This window comes from Mesorhizobium sp. M0139, from assembly GCF_040322455.1.
GTDB lineage: Bacteria > Pseudomonadota > Alphaproteobacteria > Rhizobiales > Rhizobiaceae > Mesorhizobium.
Window position 1 is genome coordinate 74,852 of sequence record NZ_JAMYTN010000006.1, and the last position, 25,543, is coordinate 100,394.

The following is a 25,543-nucleotide window of genomic DNA, read 5'->3' on the forward strand; positions in this document are numbered from 1 at the left end:
ATGATGAGCAAGGTGCGGCACCGGAGGGGGAGTCCGATGGACAGGTTGGCCGAAAGGCTGTTTGCGCTTCCGCTGCTGGCGGCCGCTTTGGCTTGTCTGGTGCGGGCGTATCTGCTGCTCGGCGACAGAGATTTCAGCTGGAGCGGGATCGACCACATGCTGCACGGCCCAGCCACGCTGCGACCGGTGGTGTTCCTGACCGTCGGCGGGCTTTGCCTGCTTGGCGCCCTGTTGTTCTGGGCCGGACTGCTGCCGGGTCGGCGAAGCCAGCCTGCTGGAACGCCGCTTTTTGGCCGCGACGCCGAGATGGAATCCAAGGGTCGCCCGGGCTGGCGGCGCGCCTTCCTCATGTTGCCGGTGCTCGCCGTGTTGGCGCTGCTGGCCGACCACTTCCCTTGGGCGCGTGACGCCGGCCCGGGCGCTGAGGTGGCCGCCCCGAACGAACCCAAAGCCGAGCCGAAGGACCAGGGCATCGACGGTGTCCCGCCGGACCTGGCGACGCCACCGGCCCCGCCGAGTTCGCCGCAGGTCACCATGCCGCCCGAGCCAACTCCGCCGGTGCAGGCAGCCAAACCGCCCGAGCCGGCGCAGCCTACGCCTCCGGCTGCTCCCCCTCAGCCGCCACAAGTCGCACTCGCTCCGGCGACACCGCCACCGGAGACTGCTCCACCGCCGGCTCCGGCCACGCCACCGCAAACCGTCGCGCCGTTGCCGCCGCCTCCGCCGGCGCTGCCGACCGAGCCCGACGGCCACCGCGACGCCGTCGTCTGGCTCGCCGTCTCGGCCGATGGCCGCGACGTCATGAGCGCCAGCACCGACCATATGATCAAGCTCTGGGACATCGCCGGCAAGCGGCTGATCCGCAACCTTGGTGAACACAAGGACATGGCGCGCACGGCGCTGTTCATGCCCGACGGCGCAACCGCGCTGACCGCCGGCGACGATGGCGAGATCGTGCTGCGAAAGCTTGCCGACGGCGCGGTGCTGCATGTCTTCTCGTCGGGCGCGAATGGCGGCGTGCGTAAGCTGGCGATCAGCCCGGACGGCAAGCGCGCCGTCAGTGGCCACGACACCGGCAACGTCATCGTCTGGGATCTCGTCAACAAATCGGTGCTGCATGTGATGACCGGACATGACTGGCCGATCAGCACGGTCGCAATCTCGCCCGACGGCACGCGCGCGCTGAGCGGCTCCATCGACGGCACGCTGAAATTCTGGGACGTCGAAAGCGGCAAGCAATTGCGAAGCTGGCACGGCCACGAGCAGGGCACCTACGGCGCCGTCTTCACCGCCGACGGCCATCATGTCGTCACCGGCAGCGGCGACTACACGATCAAGCTCTGGGACCTCGACACGTTTAGGGAATTGCGCCGCTTCGAGGGCCACGAAGGCACCGTCTATACGCTGGCGCTGTCGGCCGACGGCAAGCGCCTGGCCTCCGGCTCGCTCGACGGCACGGCGCGGCTGTGGGATCTCGGCACTGGAGACCAGATCGCCATGTTCGACAGCCGCACCGGCCCGATCTACGCCGTTGCCTTCGCCACCGACGGCACACTGGTCACCGGCGGCGACGATCGGACCATCAGGGATTGGCCGGCGGCTGGCGGCGATGGCGAAATCCTGTTCGCCGGCGCACCGCAGTAGCGACATCAAATGCTTTGGATATTCCAGAACAGCCTGGCTTGCGCTATGGATTACTGGTGGCTGCAAATGGATTGGGGACGGTGAGCAACAACGACTGGGCGCCCAAAGTGGATACACCTGTCTACAGCCCGCCCACGTCGCGTCGCCGAGGGGTCCTTACCGTCGTTCTGGTGTTGCTGGCTTTTGTGCTGCTCGGGCCTGGCCGAAATTACTATGTGCAGTGGTCAGCGGCACAAAAGGGTGCAGCGGCTCTCCAGGCAAAGGATTATGCCGAGGTATTCCGTCAAATGAAGATCATGGCGGACGCTGGCAATGTTGACGCAAAAGGCCAGCTTGGTGCGCTGTACTGGCGCGGTGAGGGCGTGGCTCAGAACGACAGCCAAGCGGTGTATTGGTGGAAGAAATCCGCCGATGGCGGCAATGCGGAAGCCATAGCAGCACTGGGTCAGGCCTACCTTATGGGCAGGGGCGTTGAAAAGGACAGTCGGCTTGCCGAGAGTTTCTCACGAAAGGCCGCCGATAAAGACAACATGAATGGGCAGTACCAGCTCGGCGTGTTGTACTGGCAGGGCCAAGGGGTCGCGCAAAGTTACGAGCAGGCGCTCTATTGGTGGCGCAAGGCGGCCGATCAGGGGAGCGGGGAGGCTGAATATTCTCTCGGCCAAGTCTATTTAAATGGCCAAGGGGTCGAAAGAAACGATCAACTGGCGTTGAAGTTTTCCAGGCAGTCAGCCGACAAGGGCAATGCGAACGCTCAGTACGCCCTCGGCGTCCTGTATGCGCAGGGTCGGGGTGTTACGCAAAGCTTCGAGCAGGCTGCCTCATGGTGGCGCAAGGCGGCTGACCAAGGAAGCCTGGAGGCCGCTTTCTGTCTCGGACGCGCCTACTATCTTAACCAAGGCGTCAAGAAGGATGATCAGGCCGCCATAGTGTGGGTGAAAAAGGCAGCCGATCTGGGTGAGCCGAATGCCCAGGCTTTGCTGGGCACTTTGTACTCGCGGGGCCACGGCGTTGAGCAGGATGACCGCCTTGCGTTCGGGTGGTGGATGAAGGCCGCAACCACCGGTCTGACAGAAGCGCAATACGCGGTGGCGGCCGCTTATGGCCAGGGAAAAGGTACCCCTAGGGACGACGGCCAGGCGTTTGCGTGGATGAGCAAAGCCGCCAATCAGGGCTTTGTGTTCGCCCAGTCGAATCTGGGCGGATATTATTCGATGGGCCAAGGCGTCGAGAAGAGCGCCGAGCAGGCGGTCTATTGGTGGCGCAAGGCCGCGGAAGCGGGGAATGCCGAAGCCGGTGCCAATCTGGCCCGGGCGTATTCGCTGGGCGAAGGCGTGGGACGGGACGATGCGTTGGCCGCGACTTGGGCGCAAAAGGCGTCCGACGGGCGAAACGCCGACGCTCAATATATGCTTGGTATCCTCTACAGCCAGGGCCGCGGCGTTGCGCAAGACAATGATCTGGCCTTCCGATGGTGGATGAAGGCTGCTGTCCAAGGCCATGTGGTAGCGCAGTATAATGTCGGGGTCGTGTATCGGGACGGGCAGGGCGTCGGGAAGGATGAAAGGCAGGCATTCGAGTGGCTGAGCAAGGCTGCCGACAAGGACAATGACCTTGCGCAGTTCGCTCTCGGTGGACTGTATTGGGATGGTCTAGGAGTAACGAAGGACCCCGTTCAGGCGGCAAGGCTCTGGCGCAAAGCCGCCGACCAGAGCAATGCATTCGCGCAGAAAGCGCTCGGCACAGCCTATTCCGAGGGTGTTGGCGTTGCGCAAAGCAGTGCGGATGCGGCGGGCTGGTGGCTCAAGGCGGCGCGGCAGGGAAATGTCGATGCCCAGCTAGCCTTAGCGTATGCCTCGGCCAACGGCGTGGGCATTGCCAGAGACGACAAGGCTGCCGAGTCCTGGTGGCTGGAAGCCGCAAAGGCCGGCAGCGTCGATGCCGAGTTCAGTCTGGGCTCGCTCTACTACCGCGGCGTCGATGGGAAACCAAACTACAAGGAAGCCGCCAAATGGTTCTTCAAGGCGGCAGGCCACGGCAGTTCCGGCGCCAAGACCTATCTCGACCTGATGAAGGAAAACGGCCAGCTCGACAGCAAGATGCTGTGAGCCGAGTGCATAAGCGTCGCCGTCACGCCTTCCGTTTGAGGCGTGACACTCGTATCGCACGATGCGAAGACTCATTTGCCGCTGCATCTCGAGAATCCCATGCCCCTCCACATCGTCGAAGCCTCGATTGCCGATCTGCGGCGCGCGTTGGAAGACGGTACCGTCACCAGCGTCGAGCTGGCCGGCGCGTATTTCAGGCGCATCGCGCACTACGACCGCCATGGCATTGCGCTCAATGCCGTGCCGGTGCTTAACCCGGCAATGTTCGAGGAGGCGGCGGCGTCCGACCTGCGCCGCCGCAATGGTGCTGCGCTCGGGCCGCTCGACGGCATCCCCTACACCGCCAAGGACAGCTATAAGGTGAAGGGCCTGACGGTGGCCGCCGGCTCGCCCGCCTTCGAGCATCTCGTCGCCAACGAGGACGCTTTCACCATTGCCAGGCTGAGGGCCGGTGGTGCTGTGCTGATCGGGCTGACCAACATGCCGCCTATGGCCAATGGCGGCATGCAGCGTGGCGTCTATGGCCGCGCCGAGAGCCCCTACAATGCCGACTATTTGACCGCCGCCTTCGCTTCCGGCTCGTCCAACGGCTCGGGCACGGCCACCGCCGCCAGCTTCGCCGCCTTCGGGCTGGGCGAGGAAACATGGTCTTCCGGCCGCGCGCCGGCGTCCAACAATGCACTTGTCGCCTACACGCCGTCGCGCGGCGTCATTTCGGTCAGGGGCAACTGGCCGCTGGTGCCGACCATGGATGTGGTGGTGCCGCACACGCGCGGCATTGCCGACATGCTGGAGCTGCTCGACGTGATCGTCGCCGACGATACCGAGACGCGCGGCGATTTCTGGCGCGCGCAGCCCTGGGTGTCGATCGCGAAAAGCGCTGATCTCAGGCCGCCAAGCTACACTACACTCGCCTTGGAGGGCTCGTTAAAAGGCAAACGCCTCGGCGTGCCGAAAATGTATATCGGCCGCGACGGCGGCGCGCCCAAACCCATCGAGACCCGCGCCCCGGTGCTCGACCTCTGGCGGCAGGCGGCGCGTGACCTGGAAAAGCTCGGCGCGGAGGTGGTCGAGGTCGATTTCCCCGTCGTCTCGAACTATGAGCGCGACCGTCCGGGCACAAAAACCATGGTCGAACGCGGGCTGGTGCCGGAAGCCTTTGCAGAGCGCGAAATCTGGGATCTCTGCATCTGGGGCTGGGACGATTTCCTGCGCGCAAATGCCGATCCGGTGGTCCCCGACCTGGCTGCGGTCGACGGCCCAACGATTTTCCCGCAGCCGCCGGGCGCGCTGCCGGACCGCTATGGCGACGACGGTTTCGATCTGGCCGACTACGTCACGAGCGTCAAGCAGGGCGTGATGCCATTGCTGGATATCCCAACGCTGGCGGAAGGTCTGAAGGGATTGGAGGCGACGCGGCGCATCGACTTCGAGGACTGGCTGGACGCGAACCGGCTCGACGCCGTCGTGCTGCCGGCGGTCGCCGATGTCGGCCCGGCCGATGCCGACGTCAACGAGACCTCTGCAGCAATCGCCTGGCGCAACGGCACCTGGGTTGCCAACGGCAATCTGGTGTGGCGTCATCTCGGCATTCCGACCGTCACCGTGCCTATGGGAACGATGGCCGATATCGGCATGCCGGTCGGGCTGACCTTTGCGGGCAAGGCCTATGATGATGCGGAGTTGCTGCGGCTCGCCGGCGATTACGAGCGCGCCACCCAACGCCGCACCAGCCCGCCGCGCACGCCGGAATTGCCGGACGATGTGTTTGCGGGGCGGCCTGGTGGATTGCGGGCCAGCGATGCGCCGGCGCCGAGGCTTACGCTTGTTGCCGAGACGACGCGGCGAGGAGACCAGGCCGAGATCGCCGTGACGGTTGAACTCGATGCGGAGACCGCTGGCGTCAAGGTTCACGTCAATGGCGAACCGGTCGCTCTGCGGCGCAGCGGCACAAGCTTTCACGGTCGCATCCTGGTGCCCGCCGGCGAGCACGAAAGAATGCACAGTGTGTGGCGAGGCGCTTACGGCTCGATCGTTACGGCCGTCATACGGCTGGAGGATGGACGCACGGCTGGTGCTTACGTGGTCGCGGGTGGAATCGGGTGAGGTACATGTAATCTCCCCAAGGGGGAGATCAGCAGCTTCGCCGTCTTGACCCTCCCATCGCCCGCGTTATCTTCTCGCCATGCCAAACCTCGCTCCCCTCATCGTCATCGATCTCCAGACCAACATGTTCGACGGGCGCGTCGAGCCGCCGATCCATGATGCGCCGGGCATAGCCGAGCGTACCCGCTCATTGATCGACTGGGCACGGCGCAGCGGGCGAAAAATCGCGTTCGTGCGGCATGACGGGCCGGCCGGCGATCCGCTGGCGCCGGGCGAGCCGGGTTGGCCGGTATGGCCGGAACTCGGCCAGGCCAAGGACGAGCCGACATTCTCCAAGACCGTCCGCAACGCATTCTCGAATGCCGAGCTTGGCGCCTGGGTGGCCGGGCAAGGGGTCGGCGAAGTCGTGCTTGCCGGAGCGCAAACCGATTTCTGCATCGCCGGCACCGTTGAGGGCGCCCTGGCCGAAGGCTTCGGCGTCACTGTCGTTTCCGATGCGCACTCGACGCTGGACACTGAAGGCGAAACCGCGACCGAGATCATCGCCCGGTACAATGCGGACTTCACCGATGCCGGCGTCACGCTGGTGACGACGAAGGCGCTGACCGGCGACTGAAGCGCCGGCGCTTCGAAGAGTGGGAGACCGCCGTGCCAACCCTGAAATTGCCGGCCGAAGGCGGATGCCGCTGCGGACGTGTGCGGCTCAAGATTTCCGCAAAACCGCTTTTGACCATGGCTTGCCATTGCATCGGCTGCCAGCGCATGTCGGCCAGCGCCTATTCGCTGAGCGCCGCCATTCCCTCGGACGGGTTCGAGATCATGCAAGGCGAGCCGGTGATCGGCGGACTGCACGGCGCCTCGCGTCATTACTTCTGCCCACATTGCATGAGCTGGATGTTCACGCGCCCCGAAGGGCTCGACTGGTTCGTCAATCTGCGTCCGACCATGCTCGACGAGCCTGGCTGGTTCACGCCGTTCATCGAGACATGGACCAGCGAGAAACTCCCCTGGGCGACGACGCCCGCGGTGCACAGTTACGAGGCGCTGCCGGCCTTTGAGGCGTATGAGGGGCTGGTGGCGGAGTTCGGTGAAACTGCGAATCTCCCCCCTTGAGGGGGAGATGGCCGGCAGGCCAGAGGGGGTCGCATCGCGTGAAGCGCCAACCTCCATCTGCCGCAGGAGGCCGAGCCTAGTCGAACCGACCCCCTCTGTCGCCTTCGGCGACATCTCCCCCTCGAGGGGGGAGATAAGCCCCGCTAAAAATTTGGATCGAATCGATTGCGCAAACGTTTCGATCACCCTAAGCTCCCTTGAAATCCGCCATCAGAGCGGATGGGAAACGCATACTAGGGAGGAGCGCTTGCAGGCGCTGATATGTCTTGCCGACAATGGCTGAAGTGGCGCGGCGCGCCGGTGTGTCGGTGTCGACCGTCTCGCATGTCGTCAACAACACGCGCTTCGTTTCGCTGGAAAAGGCGAGGCTGATCAACGACGCCATTGCCGCCATGGGCTACCAGCCTAACGAGCTGGCGCGCTCGCTGAAGGCCTCGACCACCAACAGCGTCGGCCTGGCGATCTCGGCGATCTCCAACCCTTATTTCACCGACATCATCTGCGCGGTCGAGGCCGAATGCGCGCGGCTCGGGCTGATGGTCTTCCTGTCGGACACCCAGGAAGATCCCGACCGCGAACTGCAGGTGGTGCGCGCTTTCCATCAGCGCCGCGTCGACGGCGTCATCCTGGCCCCGTCGGGCTCGCCGCAGCGCGCCATCGATTACCTCGCCGACAAGAAGATGCCATGCGTTCTGATCGACCGTTTCGCCGACCAGCGCTTCGACCAGATCGGCGTCGAGAACGAAACGTCGATGCGCGCGCTGATCGACCATGTCGCCTCCTTCGGCCACAAGCGCATCGGCTATATCGCCGGACAGCCCGGCCTGACGACGACGCGCGAGCGCATCGAGGCGTTCCAGGCTTCGCTCGCCGCCAATGGACTTGAAAGCGTGCCGCGCTATCTCTCGGCCGAGAATGTCGACACGGCGGCGGCGACCGCATCCACCCACGCCATCCTGTCGCTGCCGTCGCCACCAACCGCACTGGTCACCGGCAACAACATGACGACGATCGGAGCCGTCCGCGCCATCCGCGAAAAAGGCCTCACCATTCCGGGCGATCTGTCGCTGGCCGGCTTCGACGATTTCGAATGGGCCGATTGTTTCGAACCGCGCCTGACGCTGGTCGCGCAGCCCTGCACCGAGATAGGCAGGCAGGCCGCGGCCCTGCTCAGCGCCCGCATCGCGGCGACCGGTTCCGCGCCGCGTTCGGTGCGGCTGCAGGCGACGCTGCGGGCGCGCGCCTCCTGCGGGAGGCCGACCCACACGAGGCTAACATGACCGCGCCGCTGCTGGTGATGACCGGCGCCGTCAAACGCTTCGGCGGCGTGCAGGCGCTGCGCGGCGTCGACTTCGACCTCAAGGCGGGCGAGATCCACGCGCTGCTCGGCGAGAACGGCGCCGGCAAGTCGACCCTGATGAACCTGTTGTCGGGCGTCTACACGCCGGACGAAGGCACGATCGAGATCGACGGCAAACCCGTGCGTTTCAACAACCCGCGTGAGGCCCAAGCGGCCGGCATCGCCACCATCTTCCAGGAGCTCGACCTGGTGCCGTCGCTGGATGTCGCCGCCAATCTGTTCCTCGGCCGCGAACTGATGCGTCCGGGCGGCTTCCTCGACGTGCCGGCAATGCGCCGCGAGGCCAAGAAGCGGCTGGAAGCCATCGAGATCGCCATCGATCCGGCCGCCATGGTGGCGGATCTGTCGATCGGCCAGCGCCAGGTGGTGGCGATCGTCAAGGCGCTGTCTTACGCCTCCCGCGTGCTGATCATGGACGAGCCGACGGCCGCACTCACCGTCGGCGAAGTCGAGCGGCTGTTCGATATCATGCGCAAGCTCGCCGCCACCGGCGTCGGCATCGTCTACATCTCGCACCGGCTGGAGGAAGTGCCCGGCATTGCCGACCGGGTGACGGTAATGCGCGACGGCCGTGTCGCCGGCATCACCGAGCCGCACGCGCCGCAGGCCGAGCTGGTCAGGCTGCTGGTCGGACGTCCGCTGGACGAACTCTATCCGCAACGCGCCAAGGCCGCGGGCAAGCCGCTGCTCAGCCTGAGGAACGCCAGCTTCAAGCTCGCCCGCGACAGCGCCGGCTGGCAGGCGCCGCAAGGCGTTTCGCTCGATGTCCATGAAGGCGAGATCGTCGGCCTGGCCGGCATTATGGGGGCAGGGCGCACCGAACTGTTGTCCGCGCTCTACGGCACCGGCCTGTCCGGCCGCTGGGAGGGCGAGGTCGCTGTCGGCGGCAAGCCGGTGAAACTGGATTCGATCAGCGCTGCCCGCCACGCCGGCATCGCCTTCGTCACCGACGACCGCCGGGGCTCGGGCCTGATGCTGCGCATGGCCGTCGGCCTCAATCTGGTGATGTCGGTCATATCCCGAATCTCGCCGAACTGGCTGGTCTCGCCGCGCCGCCAGGCCGAGGCGGTGAAGGAATCCTTCGGTCAGTTCGATATCCGGCCGAAGAACCCCGATATCGCCGTCGGCGCGCTCTCGGGCGGCAACCAGCAGAAGGTGGTGCTGGCCAAGGAAATCCTCGGCAACCCGCGCCTGTTGCTTCTCGACGAGCCGACACGCGGCGTCGATGTCGGCGCCAAGGGCGAGATCTACCAGCGGCTCAGGGCACTCGCCGCGCAAGGGCTGGGCATTCTGGTGGCGTCCAGCGAGATGCCGGAGCTGATCGGTCTGTGCGACCGCATCGTGGTGCTGCGCCAGGGGCGCAATGTGGCGGAATTTTTGGGCGGCGTCGACGAGCACACGGTGCTTGCCGCGGCTAACGGCAGGGAGGCCTGATGTCTGACGAGAAGATTTCCGTGGCAGCAAGCCCAGTCACAGCAGCAGCGCAAAAGCATCGCGACCCGCTGGCGCTGATCGTGCGCTTCCAGAGCCTGATCGGCCTGGTGCTGGTGGCGATCGGCGGCATCATCTTCTCGCCGCGCCGCCACGGCGAGATCCTGTTCCTCAACCCCGACAACATCGCCAACATCGTGCGCGCGGTGTCGGAGACCGGCATCATCGCCATCGGCATGACCTTCGTCATCATCACCGCCGGCATCGACCTCTCCGTCGGCGCGGTGCTTGGCCTGTCCAGCGTCGTCACCGCATCGATGATGATCTCCGGCGGCTTCGGCCTGATCCCCACCATCCTCGCCGTGCTCGCTTTGGGCATCGTCTTCGGCGCCATCCAGGGCACCATCTCGACGCGCTTCCGGCTGGAGCCGTTCATCGTCACGCTGGCTGGCCTGCAGGCCGCGCGCGGGCTGGCGCTGGTCGTCTCCGGCAACCAGTACATCAACATTTCCTACGGCGAAGGGCCGGGCTTGGCGCCGCCGGTGTTCGCCGTGCTGGGCGAGCGGCTGTTCAACAACACCGTGCCGGTGGCAACGCTTGTGTTCGTCGTCTTTGCCGCGATCGCCACCATCGTGCTCAACACCACGCGCTTCGGCCGCTATGTTTTTGCCGTCGGCGGCAATGAGCGCGCCGCGCGCATATCCGGCGTGCCGGTCTCGATGGTGAAGATATCGGTCTATGCCATCACCGGCTTTGCCGCTGCACTCGCAGGCATCGTCCATGCCGGCCAGTTCAATTTCGGCAGCGCCAATGACGGCATGGGCTATGAGCTGACGGCCATCGCCGCCGTGGTCATCGGCGGTACCAGCCTGTTCGGCGGCGCCGGCTCGATGGTCGGCACCGTCGCCGGAACCATCATGCTTGGCGCGCTCGCCAACATCCTGCAGCTCAACAACATCACGCCCGCCATGCAGCTGCTCGCGACCGCCGCGATCATCGTGCTGGCGGCAGTGCTTCAATCCCTCGTTCGCCGCCGCGAGGGGTTGGGTCGTTAGTGCATGTCGCGCAAGAGGTTTTGCGATGACGACATGCACCAACAAACAAGGAGGAGACGGCAACACGTGAACGTCAAACCAAGGTCTGGCCCCCCGGCCAGACGAGGAGGAGAGTGAGTTATGAAAACGACACTAAGAGGATCGACCCTCAAGGCCGTCCTGCTGGCAGGCGCTGGCCTGTGCATTGCAGGCTCCGCTTACGCCGCCGAGCCGCTGGTGAAAGCCTGCGCCAAGGACGGCCAGTTCGTCATCGGCTTTTCGCAGGCCAACAATGCCGAGCCCTACCGCCAGCACGTCAATGACGAGCTTGAGGCGGCGGCCAAGGAAGTGCCCGGCTTCACGCTGCAGATCGCCGACGGCGCCGGCAACGTCAACACGCAGACCTCGCAGGTCGACAATTTCATCACCCAGAAGGTCGATATCCTTTTGATCTCGCCCTTCGAGGCCGCACCGCTGACGCCGGCGGTGAAGCGCGCCATGGATGCCGGCATCCCGGTCATCGAGCTTGACCGCAAGACGGTCGGCGACCCCGGCAAGGACTACACCGCCTTCATCGGCGGCGACAATTTCAAGATCGCCGAGGAAGCCGGAAAGTACACCGCCAAGACGCTGCTGCCCGATGGCGGCGAGGCGGCGGTGCTGCAAGGCCTGCCGAGCTCGACGCCGGCGGTGGAGCGCCTCAACGGCTTCAAGGAAGGCGTGAAAGGCAACCCGAAGGTCCAGATCGTCGCCGAGCAGGCCGCCGACTGGGTGCCGGACAAGGCGCAAGTCGCCTTCGCCGCCATGCTGCAGGCGCACCCCGACATCAAGGTGCTCTACGCCTCCAACGACATGATGGCCGCCGGCGCGCTGCTCGCCGCCAAGGGGGCGGGCAAGGACGTCAAGATCATCGGCACAGACGGCCTGCCGGGCCCGGCTGGCGGCATCGAGGCGGTGGCCAAGGGCGACTGGGTCGCAACCTTCACCTACCCGACGGGCGCCAAGGAAGCGATCGAGATGTCGAAAAAGATCCTGCTCGATTGCGCGACCGAGGTGGACAAGACGGTGACGGTGGAGACCACCGCGATCACGGCCGAGAATGCCAAGCAGCTGATGGGGAAGTGAGGGGCGGGCAGAGCGCGTCTATTGAGGTGATGCGCAAGGCCCCGAGGGGCCTTGTTGCATTGCGGCAACGTATGGGAACGGCCGCTTCGCGCCTCATCTCGGTCATCGAAGTCATCCCGGCCGCCCGCCAAAAGCGGTCACAGTTGGTGTCAACGCCATGGGGAGTTTGCGCCGTGAGCATTTCTCTCCATAATGATCCCAGCATCGGCTTTTTCCTGCCCTGCCCACCGATCAAGTGTTTTGTGAACAGCATCGCACTTTGCTAATATTGCCGTCACTGTGCTCGGCGAGGAAATCCCAGCATGTCGGAGAAGAGTCCGGTCGCGTTGCCGGCGGCGTCGGTGGCAACAGGTTTTCTGGGCGGCAACGGCAACAATGCGTCGGAAGCCCGGCATGAGCGCCGGATCCTGACCGCGCTCTGCTACGACCTGGTCGGATCGACCGACCTTCTTGGCATCCTGGACATCGAAGAGTTCGAGGAACTGATATCAGCCTTCCAGCGGGCGGCGAGACAGGCGGTCGCGTCGTGCTCGGGTGCCGTAGAGGTCGAGGTCGGCGATGGCGGCGTTGCTTTGTTTCCTGCCGAAATAGACGCCAAGGATGCGGCATCGCTGGCGATCCGGGCCGGGCTCGAAATCATCGACGCCTGCAGGCGCGTCGGTTCGAACCAAGGCCGCGCCGATTTGCATGTCCGGGTCGGAATCGCGACATCGATGACCCTGATCCAGAAGGGTGACGCCGAGACCGGTCGTGACAATGTCACCGGCCCTGCCTTCGCGATGGCCACGCGGCTCCAGGCCATCGCGCAGCCGGATACGGTGTTAGTCTCGGAGGCGACACGCAACCTGGCGCGACGGTCGCATGTGTTCAGCTTTAGGGGCAGCCATACGATCAAGGGTTTTGCCGAGCCGGAGCTGGTCTGGCGCGCGCTGAGTCACAAGCGCGAGGTCGACCGCTTCTTCGCCTTCGGGCGGCTGAGCAGTCCGCTCGTCGATCGCGAGGCCGAACTTGCCACGATCGCCGAAGCATGGGACAGCGCCGTTGCAGGAAACGGCGGCGTGGTGGTGATCGAGGGCGAGGCCGGGATCGGCAAGTCGCGCATTCTTCACGAAGTGCGCCGGCGCACGCGTCACCAGCGCGCGAAACTGCTGCTCTTCCAGTGCACGCCCGGCGGCTTGCGCTCGGCGCTGCATCCGCTGCTACAGAACGTACGCGGCGATTTCGCCGGCAACGAAGGACAGCTGAGCGCTGCCGCTGTGGCAGAAGTATTCCGCGATCATGACGTCCGCGATCCTGAAATCATAGACGTCTTCTCGTTCCTGCTCGGCGCTGCGGGAGCCGATCCGATGCTTAAGGAAATCGACGCCGAGGCGATGCGCGCGAAAGCCAATTGGGCGGTTCGCCACTCGCTCGAAGCCCTGTGCGCCAGCGGACCGATCGTCCTGGTGGTCGAGGACATCCATTGGATCGACCTGACGTCTAGACAATTGTTGGCTGAGCTTGCACAGTCGGCCCGTCACTTCCGGGCGCTTGTCATCGCGACCACGCGCCCTGAATCCGGGAGCTGGCTGGCAGCATCGAATCCAAGGCATATCTCGCTAAAGCCGCTCAACCGCGAGCAAACGCGGCTGGCGATCGCGGCCATGTGGCCGCAAGGCAAGCCTTCAACTTCCCCGGAATTGCTCGACGTGGTGGAACGCGTGACCGGAGGCGTCCCGCTGTTCATCGAAGAAATCTGCCAGTGGATGGCCGAGAACGCGGCCTCGGCAACGGATCGGCTGGCGCAGACCGCGACGCGCAGTCATGCCTCGGTGTTTGAAAGCGTGATCGAGGCCAGGCTCGAAACGCTAGGGCCGGCACGCGAAGTCGCGCGCGCCGCGGCCGTCGCGGGCAATCGTTTCAATCAGGAATTGTTGCGCGCGTTGTTGCCGGAGCTCGACGACGAAATCATCGCAAACGCGCTGGATTCGCTGAGCGAGGCCGGGTTCCTGATCCGCGTGCGGCCTTTTGGCGTTCCGGTCTATGGCGTGCGCCATGCGCTTATCCAGGAGACGATCTACAACGCAACGCTGCGCAAGAAACGGCAGGCCTTGCATCGCCACCTGTTTGCCGCGGTGAGCCGCAACCGAAACCTGGCCGGGTGGCTGAGCACCGCCGAGGTCGCCGAGCACGCCGAGCGCGCAGGCCTTATGGAGGACGCGATCGCTCAGTTCGTGATCGCAGGCACGGAAAGCTCGTCGCGCTCGGCAATGGCGGAAGCGAGGCAGATACTCGAGCATGCATTGGCGCTCTGCGAGCACGTTGCGGCAGCCGACAGGCGAGACGCGCTGCGGCTATCGGCCATGATCGTGCTCGGTCCCATCCTGACCGCTGTCGAAGGTCCGAACTCGGGGCCCGCCCGCAAATTGTACGAGGACGGCGTGGTGATAGCCCGGCGGCGGCCGGTGGCCGAGCGGGCCAAGTGGTTCCCGATCTACTGGGGCTGGTGGTTCACGGATACCGTCATGGACGGCGAGCGCGCGGAAGTCGTGCTCAGCGATCTCAGGGATGTCGAGGATGCCGAAGTGCAACTCCAGGCCAGGCATTGCGTGTGGGCAATCGACTTCAATCTTGGCCGCCACGACCGCTGCATCGCGGCCGTCGACGCCAGACTGTCGCTCTATGAGCACGGCCAGGGCAAAGCCAATGCGGCGTTGTTCGGCGGGCATGACGCGAGGGTCTGCGGGCTCGCGCACCGCGCCTTGTCGCTGTGGTTCGTCGGAAAGCCGGCAAGCGCGATCCATTCGATGTCGGAAGCTAGGAGCTGGGCGCAGCAAACCGGACATGCCGGCAGCATCGCGCATGCCTACCTCAACGAGGCGATGTTGCATTGCTATCGCCGCGATTTTTCGATGCTGCGAAGCGTGATAGCGGATCTGCGCCACTTGACGGAGCGCCATTATATGCCCGCCCTCGCCGCCGCAGCGCAAATCTTCGAAGGCTGGTGCGACGGCAACGCCGGCCAGGTCGAGAGCGGCAGGGAAAAAATGCGGCAAGGCCTTGGCCTCCATGGCGAGTTCCAGACGCCTGAGGACGAACCGGTCTATTGCGGCATGCTGGCAGAGCTTTTGACACGAACTGCCGAGGTCGATGAGGCGCTCGCGCTGCTGGGCTCGGCTGTGGCGCAGGCCGAGGCCGGCGGCAGCCGCTTCTGGCTGGCAGAGCTCTACCGGCGAAGGGCGGAGCTACTTCTTCTTCAGGGCGATGCGGAGGCGGACGTAATCGCTGCCCTCGAAAAGAGCATCGCCATAGCCGCGGAGCAAAGCGCTGTGCCTTTCCTCGTCAGTACATACGAGACCCTTCAATCATCAGGCCTGTCACCTGAACTGTCGTCGCGCTATCGCGATCGGGTCGAACGTGCGAAATCCGCTCTCGAGCCGGGCGCCGCGCTGATCGTCAATCCCGAATCGGCCGTTCGGCACTAGCCGGCCCTGCAAGAGCATCCGCGATGCTGGAGCGATATGAACGCCTGGGTCCGCCGCCCGACGAGGCGCTGGCGAGGCTGATGAAGATGCGCGAAGGCCTGGGCATCACGCGGATCGCCGACATTACAGGGCTCGACCAGCTCGGCATCCCGGTCGTGCAGGTGACAAGACCTTTCTCGCTCTCCAACGCGGTCGCGCAAGGCAAGGGCGCTACCCTGGCACAAGCCGCGATATCGGCCATGCTGGAATCGGCCGAGAGCTTCTTTGCAGAGCAGGTGGCGAATTTCGACACAGTCGTCGGCTGTGCCGATCAATTGGGCATCCCGCCCGATCGTTTCGAAAGGCATCTCCAGGGGGGCACCGCGCCCGGATGGCGCGGCAGGGAGACGGCGTGGGTAGCCGCCGACAATCTTCTTACCTGCAGCCGCGACCTGGTCCCGTTCGAGCTCGTGCACACCGCCTATGTGTTGCCGTCACTGCCCCATGACGGCATTTTCGCGGCATCGACGAGCGGTTTGGCCGCAGGCTTCGAGGAGCCGGATGCCATCGTTCATGGCATGCTTGAATGCATCGAACGCGACGCGATCGCCACGGCATACCGGACCCACGGGTTTTTCCACCGTCAACGCATCGATCCCGAGACGATCGATGATCCGTCGCTCCGCGATCTCCTGGAAACTTTGGCGGCCAAGAACGTGCTGGTCGGCCTTTGGCAGGCTTTGTCGCCGTTGGGCATACCGGTGGTGTGGTGCCATCTGCTGGAAGACGAACCGACGGAAACGGTCCTTTTGGATCACCCGGCTGATGGCTCGGCCGCCGGTTTCAGTCCTGCCGGCGCGGCGGCGCACGCCATCTACGAAGCGGCCCAGGCCCGTCTGGCGGCGATCTCGGGCGCGCGCGATGACCTGACGCGCGGGTCCTATCCGAAATACCCCGATCGGCAGATGATCGCAGCGCATCGCCGGCTCCTCCGCGATGGCCCGCGTAGCGTGGATTTCCGCGCGCTCGCCGAGCAGAAGTTCAACACGGCGTCGGATGGGCTGTCGGTCCTCTTGGCAATTCTCGAAGAGAGAGGGTTCGATGCGGTTCACCTAATCCGGGTGGGAACGAAACCGCTCGACGCCCTGTCGGTTGTCAGGATTGTCATCCCTGCCTTGCAGCCGCTCTTGCAGGGGTAGGGATTATGCGCCCGAAACTCGTCTTCACCGGCCCTACCGTGTCCCATGCCGACGCATTGAAGGTCGTCGATGCGGTATGCCTTCCCCCGGCCGTGCAAGGCTCGATCGTTTCGGCCGTGCAGCATTTCGACCCGAGTGCGATCCTTCTCATAGATGGCGGTTTTCAGACGGAGCCGGCGGTTCGGCACAAGGAAATCCTGTGGGCCCTCAGCCGCGGCATTCACGTCGTCGGCGCGGCCAGCATGGGGGCCCTTCGAGCAGCCGAGCTGTTCCCCCATATGCAAGGCGTCGGGCTTATCTACCGATGGTATCGCCGCTTCGCCTTTGCACCCGACGACGCAGTAGCGGTATTGCATGGACCGGCCGAAGTGAATTTCGCTCAATTGACGCATGCGCTGATTGACCTGCGCCGGACCCTTCGCGCTGCTTGCCGGCGCGGCGTGATTTCACCCGAACAGCAGGCGAGGCTCGAGGGTGCGGCACAGGCCGTCAACTTTCGCGAGCGCACCCTGGCACGGATGGTCCGGGATGCGCACGACGGCAAGGGCGACGTCGAGAAACTGTGCAGGGAGCTCGGCGCGGCTTTCGTCCAGCAAAAAAAGCAAGATGCTCTGCGGGCACTCGAACTTTTGCGGGAGCAAGCATTTGAAAAAGCAGACCCCATGCCGGAATTACAGCTAACCTCGGCTTTCTCCAAGGATATGGATGATGCGGGGCTGGCGCTATAGGCCCTGACCTCTTGGCGGCCGACGATTTACGTAACGTAAGCGCCGTGATAGCGTGGTAGCCTCAGAGGGGGCTAAGCGATTGGACGCGGTCGATCGTGTCGTTGCGCAAGATCCGTTGCTGGGAACGCGGTTCCTGGTCTACCCGCAGGTCCCTCACCTTTTGGGTTACGGAACACCCGAAACAGTGTGGATTTCTACTCCACCCGATCTGATCCGCTCCGGCCCGGAAGATCACCGCATCTACGTTCGCGATTCGCTCCTCGACAAGGAGCCTTACGACTACCCTTATCTGCCACCGTTTGTCGGCGAAATCTTTCCGCCTCCAGAGGCTGGCTTTGACGGCCATTTCGATCAGCTTTCCCTGACCTCGCGGCAGTTCCTTTCTGCGCACGCTTTCGCCTCGGTCAGCCGCGTGCTGGATATCTGGGAAAGCTACCTCGGCAAACCGATTGTCTGGTACTTCGCCGAGACGTACGAGCGGCTCGAAATCATCCCCTTCGTCGACTGGGAGAATGCGCAATCGGGCTATGGCTATCTGGAACTCGGCCGAGAGCGCGGCATCGACGGTCGCGACTATCCCTATGCACTCAACTTCGATGTGATCGCACATGAGGTTGGCCACGCCATCTTGTTTTCGCTGTTCGGGACACCAGCCGGCGGCCTGACCCAAGGCGATTTCGGACCGTTCCACGAGGCCAGCTCGGATCTGGTCTCGCTCTTGTCCTTCCTGAATTTCGACAGCGGCATGGACCGGCTGCTGCGGCACTGCGATGGCAACCTGCTTGTTCTCAATGAATTGAACCGGATTGCCGAGCTGACTGGCGATCGGCAGATACGCCTCGCCAGCAACGCACGCCGCATGTCGGAGGTGACGGCGGAAATCCATGACAGGTCACGGCCGTTCACGGGAGCTGTGTTCGACACGATCGTCGACGTCTACCACGCGGCATTGGTGCACGAGGGGTTGGCCGACGAGCGGCTGCTGGGGATCGATATCAAGGATGTCGACCAGTCCGACATGCGGCGCATCTCGGATTTTACGTCCCGCGCCTTTCGCGCTCGGCCCTTCATGTTCAAGAGCATGTTGATCAGAGCAAGGGACGAGGTGGCTCTCGCACTTGCGCAGGCGTGGCCACGCCTCGATGCGGATGACCTGTCGTTCGAAAAGGCCGCGGTGATGGTGGTGGACGTCAGCGATCGGGTCGCGCCGATGCTCGCGGAAAAATTCGATGAGAATTTCAGCTGGCGGGAGATCTTGTGAGCTGAACGACCGTAACAAAAAAGGTGCGAGGAAAATGAGCGACGATTATCACAGGCCAACCTACACTACGCGCGATCCCCACAGTGCATTCAATGCCACGCAAGTACGCTTGTATGGAATACCGGGGTTGCCGCGATTGAAAACAACAAATGATATAGCAGAGATAAATACTGCCATCATAAATAATCAATTTGCCCTTGTTGGCGCTAGAATCGGAATTGATCCCCCTGCAAGCGATGACACAATGACATTCCTGAAAAATATATTTGATATCAATGCAACCAATAGTTCATACGTTTTTGTCAATTCGATAATAGCCAACTACATGGTCATGATCGGCGCAATCGACGTCATGCCATCGGAGCCCAAGACGGAATTCACCTCCGGGGTGATATTCGGTTACGCATATGAAGGGCACACGTATGATTTGCCAAAACCCAAGATCATGCTGATTCCAGCAGCTCCGGAACCAACGATTCCCGACGATGACTCCGGATATGACGAGAAGCAGCAAGAGGGCTACGCGGTCTGGATCGTGGACAAGCTCAACCAATGCGTCGAATTCGAAATGAACCAGGGCTTCGTCGAGCAGATCGTCCTCGAGGCGAACCTTCCAGGCAAGCGTTCACCGACGATGTACGCATCCAAGATGACGATGGGACACCGTGGCGGAAAGCTGAACGACTAGTCTCTCATGTTCCCTGTCAAAGGTTGAAGGCAAGAAGGCTCGCCTGCTTGGCAGGTTTGCCATGCAGTCGGATCGGCTGAAGCTGCACAGGGCTGGGGGTGGAGCTCAGAGACGACGGTTGATCAGACTCTCATTCCGCGGGTTGGGTACGGCCTTCCGTGTCTTGGTCTCGGGGCTGTCCTCGGTCTAGAGGGCGGGCGTGGGGCGCATCGGCTCGGCGACATAACTGGCGACGGGAGTTCCGCACGATGGCCATGTTGTGCGCCCTGGTTGTCACCGCCGGCCGAGATCCATTGAATCCTGTCGACACGAACGCGAAAGGCTTCATCACATCGATATCCGAGAGGCCCTCGGCATCCTCGCCGTGTCCGGCAAACGGGATTTAGCTGTCGCGCCAGTCAACGAGTGTGTCCGCTTTCCGAATGCTACCACCCGAAACCGGACAGGCAGGAAGCGGCCCAAATGCGACATTCAATTTTTGTCGTGCCCCTGCCAGGGATTTGGCGTGCCCCAGCCGCTTACGTTGCGTCTAGTCCCGCCATGTAAGCCTTCGCGCCACGAGGGACCGCACGCCACTGACGGACAACTATGATGTGGACCACCAGTTTGGCGCACCCAATCGGCCACGCCAGCCCGCAGCCTCATTCACGGCGCAGCCGTAAACCCGCACTGCTTCTGTTCCATCTCGATCTGCTTCGTGATGCGGATGGCGTTCTGGGCGTAGGCTTGCGTTACCGAGCCGCTGTTGACGGTCTTGTCCTTCAGCGGGCTGACCGCTGCGCAGAGGTGGAAGACATGCTCGGTGTCGGACTTGGCGGCGCCGTTTTCCGGCGCGATCCAGTAGACGATATCCTGGCCATTGGGGTGCGCCGCGTCCTTCGTCGCCGCGGCCACCGTGGTGGAGTCGGTGGCGATCGCCTGCGCCTGGGCGGCGACTTCGGGCGAACAGGCCGTGGTCGGCTGCCCCGCCTTGATCTGTTCCGCGCAGGTGTTCATGTCCTGCGTGTACTGCTCGACCGATGGCGGCTGGTAGCTGACCCCGATCAGCGTCGCCAGCACGGCCAGCACGGCGCCGATGCCGCCGGCCACCTTCTTGCTCTTCGGGTCCATGTTCTTGTCGTTGAGGATCAAGATAACCAGCGGCAGGAAGGCAATCAGGGTGATGATCGCGCCGAGCTGGTTCTGGACGAAGAACCGGAACGTGTCGGATTCGCGGGCCGGGTCCTTCCGGTTGGCCGCCTTCCAGAGCAGGCTGCCGGCGATGGCGAATATCGCGATCCCGACCAGGATGCCGATCAGCAGCGGCAGGTTGCCCTGGTCGAACTTGTGCTTGTAGAGCAGTACGATCCCGGCGATCTCGCCGCCAATGGCGATGACCCACGACAGCACGGCGAACAGGCGCAGCCGCGTGGCCCCGGACTTCTGGCCCTGCGTTGCCTGCCAGTCCTTGGTAACGTCTACGGTCGGCTTGTTGTCGGTCATGACCAGATCCCCCGGTATCGACACGTTTGCGGGGCGGCGTCAAAGGCGCCCGGCGCAGCGTCATTGATCGAACGTCGCCTGCCCCGGCGCGAAGGCGCCACGGCAGACCCCATCCTTATTGCGCATTATGGGATTCGTCCATAGCCGAGCGGGCGGACGCCGATGCCGGCGATGGCGCGGAGGAGGGCAGGGCAATCGCATAAGGCGGCGCCAGCCCCACTCCGTCCGCCGCGGCCACCTCCCCCATGTCCATGGGGAGAGGAAACCCAAGCCCATCAAGGCCGCGACCTCGGTGATTGGCATTTCCTCTCCCTCCGCGGAGCGAGGCAATCGCATATGACAGGTTTGCGCTCTACGAACACCCCCACCCTTAATCCCTCCCCACAAGGGGGAGGGAGACTTGGTAGGCGCTGATCCCCGTAAATCGCCTAGGTTCCACGCGGGTGGCTTGCGGCAGCGTTCCCTCCCCCTTGTGGGGAGGGTTAGGGTGGGGGTCCTCTTCGTAAGAACTCATATGTGATCGCCTTGCGCCGACGAAGGGAAGGTGGGTCGCCGAATCCGAGGGAGCGCCATATGCGATCGCCTGCCATAGGTCGGATCACGCCACCGCGGGAGCGCAACTAATTTGTATACAAATGTTTCTGGCGGGCATCGGTTTGTGAAGCGCTTCACCGTTGCCGCGCAATCGATCGGTTACAGAGGCCGTGCAAGAGCGGGCCTGAGGCAGCGCTCTGCTGCTGCATGGAGGTAACCGATGTTTGAAAGTCTCAGCAGAATTCGTGCTGCCCTGGCGCGCGCCAGCAAGCACAGGAAGACCGTGCGCGCACTGAATGCGCTGCCGACGGAGATCCAGAAAGACATTGGCTGGACGGAGTCGAGGTCGATCGATGAGATAAGGCTGCCGTTCTAGGGCCGCATCCAGCGTCGCTAATATATCGCTCGCCATCGATTGTTCGGAAGCGTACAGTGCAGCATCGTCGGCCACATCAATGGGCGCTGACGCTTGGGAGCGACCATCGCACTCCTGCCCCGACAGGAGGCATTGGAGCCATGGCGGAGCAACCGAGACAGTCCGGTCTGAGCGCCGAGACGCTCGCGGCCTTGGCGCGGGAAACCGGGGGCTCCGAGCAGCAGATACAAGAGATCGCATCGCTGATCGGCAACGATCGCTCGTCCATCGTGCGCGAAGCGCGCATGGTTGCGGCTGACCGCCCGAAGCGCTGATCCAGGAAAAAGCTGCTGGATTGATTGATGGGGCGTCGCCCCTGATTTGTCGGTTTTGTACGAAGTACAATGGCTGAATCCGAGTCAGCTATCGTCCAATGACCGTTTGCATTTGGGCAGGGCGCCGACGGCTGGGAGATGACATGTGCTCTTGCCCTTGACGGGAGAGAGCGATGGACCAGTCGGTCAGCAAGGAGAAAAGCGGCCTCTTGCGCCGCATGAACCCGGCCGACTTCGCACTGCTTGCGCCGCATTTGCACCATCGTGTGCTCGATCTCAAAGCCCCGCTCGAAATGGCGGGCGAGCCGGTCGCCTCGGTCTGCTTCCTGGAAAGCGGCCTGGCCTCGGTGGTGGCGAGGAACCGGCCGGGGCTCGACACCGAGGTCGGCATCATCGGCCACGAAGGCATGTCGGGCTCCGCTTTGGTGATGGGCGCCGACTGGGCGCCCCATGATTGCTACATGCAGATGCCGGGCGAGGCGGTGTGCATCGATTCCGAGCCGTTCAAGGCAGCGTTGCAGAAAAGCCCGACGCTTCGCGCCTTCCTGCTGCGCTATGCCCATTATCTGCACGGCCAGACCAAATCCACGGCGCTGAGCAATGCCCGCGCCAAGCTCGAGGATCGGCTGGCCCGATGGCTCCTGATGTGTGACGACAGGGTGGTCGGCCATCAGATCCAGATCACGCATGAGTTCCTGTCCGTCATGCTCGGCGTCAGGCGTCCGGGCGTCACCATCGGCCTGCAGATCCTGGAAGGGCGCGGCCTGATCCGGTCGCGGCGCGGCGAGATCGTCATTCGCGACCGGGATGGCCTGATCGCCGTCGCCGACGGCTTCTACGGCCAGGCCGAGGCCGAATACGAACGCCTGCTGGGCTGAGCCTGGCACGGGCTGGAAATGGCCGACGCGAATGCCGGTGAAAGCATGTTGCCAGAGCCGCGCCGGCCATTTGCGGCCATCTGGGGAGAGGCCGCCCGGCAAATCTAGCATCGGCGCAAAAGCGGGCAACGAACCGCAATCGCTTGGTAAAAACCGTACAATCGAATTGTGTTGAACCTTGGTTCGGCAAGAGTATGAATCCGCTGTCGTGACCATGTATATGGGGCGCTGGCGCCTGAGGCTTCGACAGGCTCGCCCGCCCGATGTGAACGGGGAAAACCGAAATGGCAGAACTGCTTTTCGATGTATCCGCCTTCGATTGCGCCATCCTGCGCGCCGCCTTCATCAAATCGGTGATGGAAGACAATGTCCCGGAAAAGCGGTGGCGCGCGCTCGCCGCTTCCCTGGTTCGCGACCTGACCGACCACGAAGACGTCGAGCCGGATCTCCTCGGCTGGATCACGCGCAAGTAGCGGTACCCTGACGGTCCGGCGGCTACCCCAGCCACCACCACAGCGCCGCGACCGCCGCAAGCACCGCCACCACCGACAGCCCCAGCATGATGTAGCTGCCCTTGATGATGTCGCGGATGATCTTCTTCACGCTTTCGCGGTCGTTGAGGTTAGGGAAGGGCTCGTTGGGCAGCGCCACGCCGAGGAAGCCGCAGAGCGGCGCCCAGCCATCGCTGACTTTGAACACCAGAAGCTTCTCCGGCGGCACGGCCGCTATCACCTCCTCGGTATAGGCGTTGTAGCGCGCCACCGCCTTGGCGCGGTCGTCCATCACGCCGGCAAGCGTGCGGCCCCAGATCAGTCTGTGCGACATGTCGCCGAATTTGCGGCCGAACGGCGTCAGCCATTCCAGCACCTTGAACTGCCACAATGTCTCGGTGAAGTGGATGGTGTCGATGGTGCTGTCGTACCAGGCCTCGGCGCCGCGCGGATGCAGGGTGAGCAGCACCTTGGCGTCGGGATAGGCGGCCATCAATTCGCGCCACACGCAGCATCCCGGATTGTCGACCGTCGCCTTGTAATTGGCAAAGACTCTGGTCCAGTCGTGCTGGCTGCCGGGCGGGCTGTTGGCCACCTTGCGCCAGAAGTCGAGATGGCCCTTGTTGGCCTTGTTGAGGATGACTTCCTGCATGTGATAGCTGGGAAGGCCCAGCCTGTTCAGCGCGGCAAAGGTCGACCATGTGCCGGTGCGGCCGAATCCGGCCCCGATGAGCTCAAGCGTCATTTTAACCCCCCTTGTTGAGACCGCTTTTCTTTTTATGCCGGTCCGCTCGGAATGAGGTTGCATCCGCGCCCCTCGGCGCGCAACAATTTTCCCTGTCCAGGGCAGAAATGTGTTTGCTTTTTCGTCTGGGCCACGCGGAATGAGGGTCTGGCTATTCCCGCGGGTGAGGGAGCCTGATAATAGGTCAGTCAGATTGACCTAAATCGCATGGGCCGGAACGGTCATGCTGGACCAGATGCCGTATCCCGGGAGGTGGGCTCGTGAGTTTGATGGACCTGTTGGCGTCGCGCGCCTCGCGCATGAAGGCGTCAGAAATCCGCGAGCTGCTCAAACTGCTCGACCAGCCCGACATCATCTCCTTTGCCGGCGGCATCCCCGATCCGGCCTTGTTTCCGGCCCAGGCGATCGCCGATGCCTATGCCTCGGTGCTGGGCGGTGCGGAGGCGAGCGCAGCACTTCAGTATCAGGTCTCCGAAGGCTATCTGCCGCTCAGAAAATGGCTGGCCGGCCAGATGGGCAAGCTCGGCATTGCCTGCGACGAGCACAACATCTTCATCACCTCCGGCTCGCAGCAGGCGCTGGATTATCTCGGCAAGCTGTTCCTGTCGCCGGGCGACACAGCACTGGTAACATGGCCGACCTATCTCGGCGCGCTGCAGGCCTTCAACGCCTATGAGCCGCGCTACGACCGGCTGACGCCGGATGGCGGCAACATGACGCCGGCCGCCTACCAGGCGGCGGCTGCCGCTGCAGGCGGCAAGGTGAAGTTCGCTTATCTCGTTCCGGATTTCGCCAACCCGACCGGCGAGACGCTGAACCGCCAGCAACGCGAGGCGGTGCTTGACCTCGCCGGCGAGCTCGACATTGCCGTCATCGAGGACGCCGCGTATCGCGCGCTGCGCTATGACGGCGAGGGCCAGCCGCCGATGCTGGCGCTCGACTGCGAACGCTCAGGCGGCATCGACAATGCCCGCACGCTCTATTGCGGCTCGTTCTCAAAGATTCTGTCGCCGGGCATGCGCGTCGGCTGGGTCTGCGCGCCGCGCCGCGTCGTCGAGCGGCTGGTGCTGATGAAGCAGGCGTCGGACCTGCACAGCCCGTCGATCAACCAGCTGGTCATGCACCGCGTCTCCGAGGCCGTGTATGACGGCCAGGTGGAAAAGCTGATCGGCGCCTATCGCCAGCGCCGCGACGGCTTGCTTGCGGCACTCGAAGCGGAAATGCCGGATGGCGTCAGCTGGAGCCGACCGGAAGGCGGCATGTTCGTTTGGCTGACGCTGCCCGAAGGTGCGGACGCCACGGCACTGCTCGCCCGCTCGGTCAAGGAAGCCCGCGTCGCCTTCGTGCCGGGCAACGCATTCTACGCCGACGGTTCGGGCCGCAACACGATGCGGATGAGCTTTACGCTGGCAGATGAACGCGCCGTGGGTGAAGGCGTGCCGAGGCTGGCGAAATTGATGGGCTAATCTCCCCCCTCGAGGGG

Annotated in this window: 21 protein-coding genes; 19 read left to right on the top strand and 2 right to left on the bottom strand. The window is 63.7% G+C overall.

All coding sequences use genetic code 11. The features are described 5' to 3' along the window. Positions 1 to 36: 36 nt before the first annotated feature. The 14 genes from NKJ58_RS11840 to NKJ58_RS11905 all read left to right on the top strand — a co-directional run bounded on the left by NKJ58_RS11840 (position 37) and on the right by NKJ58_RS11905 (position 19,240). Complete coding sequence (locus NKJ58_RS11840) at positions 37 to 1,644, top strand: WD40 repeat domain-containing protein (RefSeq protein WP_352853168.1); 1,608 nt, start codon at positions 37 to 39, stop codon at positions 1,642 to 1,644. An 80-nt stretch (positions 1,645 to 1,724) separates the two neighbouring features. Beyond that, positions 1,725 to 3,752, top strand: coding sequence for an SEL1-like repeat protein (locus NKJ58_RS11845; RefSeq protein ID WP_352853170.1), 2,028 nt, complete (start codon positions 1,725 to 1,727; stop codon positions 3,750 to 3,752). A gap of 99 nt (positions 3,753 to 3,851) precedes the next feature. Beyond that, on the top strand, positions 3,852 to 5,858 hold the full coding sequence (locus NKJ58_RS11850; protein WP_352853172.1) for an amidase: 2,007 nt from the start codon (positions 3,852 to 3,854) through the stop codon (positions 5,856 to 5,858). 79 nt (positions 5,859 to 5,937) lie between these two features. Then, entirely contained in the window at positions 5,938 to 6,474 is a 537-nt protein-coding gene (locus NKJ58_RS11855; RefSeq protein WP_352853174.1) for a cysteine hydrolase family protein, read from the top strand. A 32-nt stretch (positions 6,475 to 6,506) separates the two neighbouring features. After that, the gene (locus NKJ58_RS11860) at positions 6,507 to 6,971 is read left to right on the top strand and encodes a GFA family protein (RefSeq protein WP_352497247.1); all 465 of its coding nucleotides are present in this window, start codon (positions 6,507 to 6,509) and stop codon (positions 6,969 to 6,971) included. A gap of 266 nt (positions 6,972 to 7,237) precedes the next feature. Then, the gene (locus NKJ58_RS11865; RefSeq protein ID WP_352515053.1) at positions 7,238 to 8,251 is read left to right on the top strand and encodes a LacI family DNA-binding transcriptional regulator; all 1,014 of its coding nucleotides are present in this window, start codon (positions 7,238 to 7,240) and stop codon (positions 8,249 to 8,251) included. After that, positions 8,248 to 9,765: a sugar ABC transporter ATP-binding protein gene (locus tag NKJ58_RS11870; protein ID WP_023743919.1), complete on the top strand. Its 1,518-nt coding sequence runs from the start codon at positions 8,248 to 8,250 to the stop codon at positions 9,763 to 9,765. Before NKJ58_RS11865 ends, NKJ58_RS11870 begins: the two co-directional genes overlap by 4 nt. Then, positions 9,765 to 10,817 (top strand): ABC transporter permease, encoded by a 1,053-nt coding sequence (locus NKJ58_RS11875; protein ID WP_031199588.1) that lies wholly within the window; start codon positions 9,765 to 9,767, stop codon positions 10,815 to 10,817. The genes NKJ58_RS11870 and NKJ58_RS11875 overlap by 1 nt, the downstream gene beginning before the upstream one ends. 120 nt (positions 10,818 to 10,937) lie before the next feature. Then, positions 10,938 to 11,921, top strand: a complete 984-nt coding sequence (locus NKJ58_RS11880) for a substrate-binding domain-containing protein (RefSeq protein ID WP_023689831.1) — start codon at positions 10,938 to 10,940, stop codon at positions 11,919 to 11,921. Between the two features lie 302 nt (positions 11,922 to 12,223). Continuing rightward, positions 12,224 to 15,385 carry an AAA family ATPase gene (locus tag NKJ58_RS11885; RefSeq protein WP_352853177.1) on the top strand — a complete coding sequence of 1,054 codons (3,162 nt, stop codon included), beginning with the start codon at positions 12,224 to 12,226 and terminating at the stop codon, positions 15,383 to 15,385. A 23-nt stretch (positions 15,386 to 15,408) separates the two neighbouring features. After that, positions 15,409 to 16,563, top strand: coding sequence for a YcaO-like family protein (locus NKJ58_RS11890; protein WP_352519793.1), 1,155 nt, complete (start codon positions 15,409 to 15,411; stop codon positions 16,561 to 16,563). Between the two features lie 5 nt (positions 16,564 to 16,568). After that, the gene (locus tag NKJ58_RS11895) at positions 16,569 to 17,291 is read left to right on the top strand and encodes a TfuA-like protein (RefSeq protein WP_352519794.1); all 723 of its coding nucleotides are present in this window, start codon (positions 16,569 to 16,571) and stop codon (positions 17,289 to 17,291) included. 79 nt (positions 17,292 to 17,370) lie between these two features. Continuing rightward, on the top strand, positions 17,371 to 18,552 hold the full coding sequence (locus NKJ58_RS11900; RefSeq protein WP_352519795.1) for a gluzincin family metallopeptidase: 1,182 nt from the start codon (positions 17,371 to 17,373) through the stop codon (positions 18,550 to 18,552). A 34-nt stretch (positions 18,553 to 18,586) separates the two neighbouring features. Continuing rightward, on the top strand, positions 18,587 to 19,240 hold the full coding sequence (locus NKJ58_RS11905) for a hypothetical protein (protein WP_352519796.1): 654 nt from the start codon (positions 18,587 to 18,589) through the stop codon (positions 19,238 to 19,240). Between the two features lie 645 nt (positions 19,241 to 19,885). On the opposite strand, the gene NKJ58_RS11910 is transcribed toward NKJ58_RS11905, so the two are convergent. Then, complete coding sequence (locus NKJ58_RS11910; RefSeq protein WP_352519797.1) at positions 19,886 to 20,722, bottom strand: SLC5/6 family protein; 837 nt, start codon at positions 20,720 to 20,722, stop codon at positions 19,886 to 19,888. Positions 20,723 to 21,476: 754 nt separating this feature from the next. Between NKJ58_RS11910 and NKJ58_RS11915 the strand changes: the two genes are divergently transcribed. From NKJ58_RS11915 to NKJ58_RS11930, 4 genes are all read left to right on the top strand, one after another. Then, positions 21,477 to 21,632, top strand: a complete 156-nt coding sequence (locus NKJ58_RS11915; protein ID WP_023671409.1) for a DUF1127 domain-containing protein — start codon at positions 21,477 to 21,479, stop codon at positions 21,630 to 21,632. Between the two features lie 140 nt (positions 21,633 to 21,772). Next, positions 21,773 to 21,946 (top strand): hypothetical protein, encoded by a 174-nt coding sequence (locus tag NKJ58_RS11920; protein ID WP_352853181.1) that lies wholly within the window; start codon positions 21,773 to 21,775, stop codon positions 21,944 to 21,946. 173 nt (positions 21,947 to 22,119) lie between these two features. Then, entirely contained in the window at positions 22,120 to 22,824 is a 705-nt protein-coding gene (locus NKJ58_RS11925; RefSeq protein WP_023685922.1) for a Crp/Fnr family transcriptional regulator, read from the top strand. Between the two features lie 284 nt (positions 22,825 to 23,108). Next, on the top strand, positions 23,109 to 23,297 hold the full coding sequence (locus NKJ58_RS11930; RefSeq protein ID WP_023671412.1) for a hypothetical protein: 189 nt from the start codon (positions 23,109 to 23,111) through the stop codon (positions 23,295 to 23,297). 22 nt (positions 23,298 to 23,319) lie between these two features. Here the strand turns inward: NKJ58_RS11930 and NKJ58_RS11935 are convergent, their stop codons facing one another. Next, positions 23,320 to 24,060: a sulfotransferase family protein gene (locus tag NKJ58_RS11935; RefSeq protein WP_023834493.1), complete on the bottom strand. Its 741-nt coding sequence runs from the start codon at positions 24,058 to 24,060 to the stop codon at positions 23,320 to 23,322. 269 nt (positions 24,061 to 24,329) lie between these two features. Here NKJ58_RS11935 and NKJ58_RS11940 point away from each other — a divergent pair, with 269 nt between their 5' ends. Continuing rightward, on the top strand, positions 24,330 to 25,526 hold the full coding sequence (locus tag NKJ58_RS11940) for an aminotransferase-like domain-containing protein (protein WP_352853269.1): 1,197 nt from the start codon (positions 24,330 to 24,332) through the stop codon (positions 25,524 to 25,526). The last annotated feature ends 17 nt before the right edge of the window (positions 25,527 to 25,543 follow it).

Coding starts and splice junctions, on each gene's coding strand:
- NKJ58_RS11940 (WP_352853269.1), top strand. CDS start 24,330: ATGGACCTGTTGGCGTCGCGCGCCTCGCGCATGAAGGCGTCAGAAATC.
- NKJ58_RS11880 (WP_023689831.1), top strand. CDS start 10,938: ATGAAAACGACACTAAGAGGATCGACCCTCAAGGCCGTCCTGCTGGCA.
- NKJ58_RS11885 (WP_352853177.1), top strand. CDS start 12,224: ATGTCGGAGAAGAGTCCGGTCGCGTTGCCGGCGGCGTCGGTGGCAACA.
- NKJ58_RS11915 (WP_023671409.1), top strand. CDS start 21,477: ATGTTTGAAAGTCTCAGCAGAATTCGTGCTGCCCTGGCGCGCGCCAGC.
- NKJ58_RS11870 (WP_023743919.1), top strand. CDS start 8,248: ATGACCGCGCCGCTGCTGGTGATGACCGGCGCCGTCAAACGCTTCGGC.
- NKJ58_RS11930 (WP_023671412.1), top strand. CDS start 23,109: ATGGCAGAACTGCTTTTCGATGTATCCGCCTTCGATTGCGCCATCCTG.
- NKJ58_RS11875 (WP_031199588.1), top strand. CDS start 9,765: ATGTCTGACGAGAAGATTTCCGTGGCAGCAAGCCCAGTCACAGCAGCA.
- NKJ58_RS11855 (WP_352853174.1), top strand. CDS start 5,938: ATGCCAAACCTCGCTCCCCTCATCGTCATCGATCTCCAGACCAACATG.
- NKJ58_RS11925 (WP_023685922.1), top strand. CDS start 22,120: ATGGACCAGTCGGTCAGCAAGGAGAAAAGCGGCCTCTTGCGCCGCATG.
- NKJ58_RS11920 (WP_352853181.1), top strand. CDS start 21,773: ATGGCGGAGCAACCGAGACAGTCCGGTCTGAGCGCCGAGACGCTCGCG.
- NKJ58_RS11895 (WP_352519794.1), top strand. CDS start 16,569: ATGCGCCCGAAACTCGTCTTCACCGGCCCTACCGTGTCCCATGCCGAC.
- NKJ58_RS11850 (WP_352853172.1), top strand. CDS start 3,852: ATGCCCCTCCACATCGTCGAAGCCTCGATTGCCGATCTGCGGCGCGCG.
- NKJ58_RS11840 (WP_352853168.1), top strand. CDS start 37: ATGGACAGGTTGGCCGAAAGGCTGTTTGCGCTTCCGCTGCTGGCGGCC.
- NKJ58_RS11905 (WP_352519796.1), top strand. CDS start 18,587: ATGAGCGACGATTATCACAGGCCAACCTACACTACGCGCGATCCCCAC.
- NKJ58_RS11890 (WP_352519793.1), top strand. CDS start 15,409: ATGCTGGAGCGATATGAACGCCTGGGTCCGCCGCCCGACGAGGCGCTG.
- NKJ58_RS11910 (WP_352519797.1), bottom strand. CDS start 20,722: ATGACCGACAACAAGCCGACCGTAGACGTTACCAAGGACTGGCAGGCA.
- NKJ58_RS11935 (WP_023834493.1), bottom strand. CDS start 24,060: ATGACGCTTGAGCTCATCGGGGCCGGATTCGGCCGCACCGGCACATGG.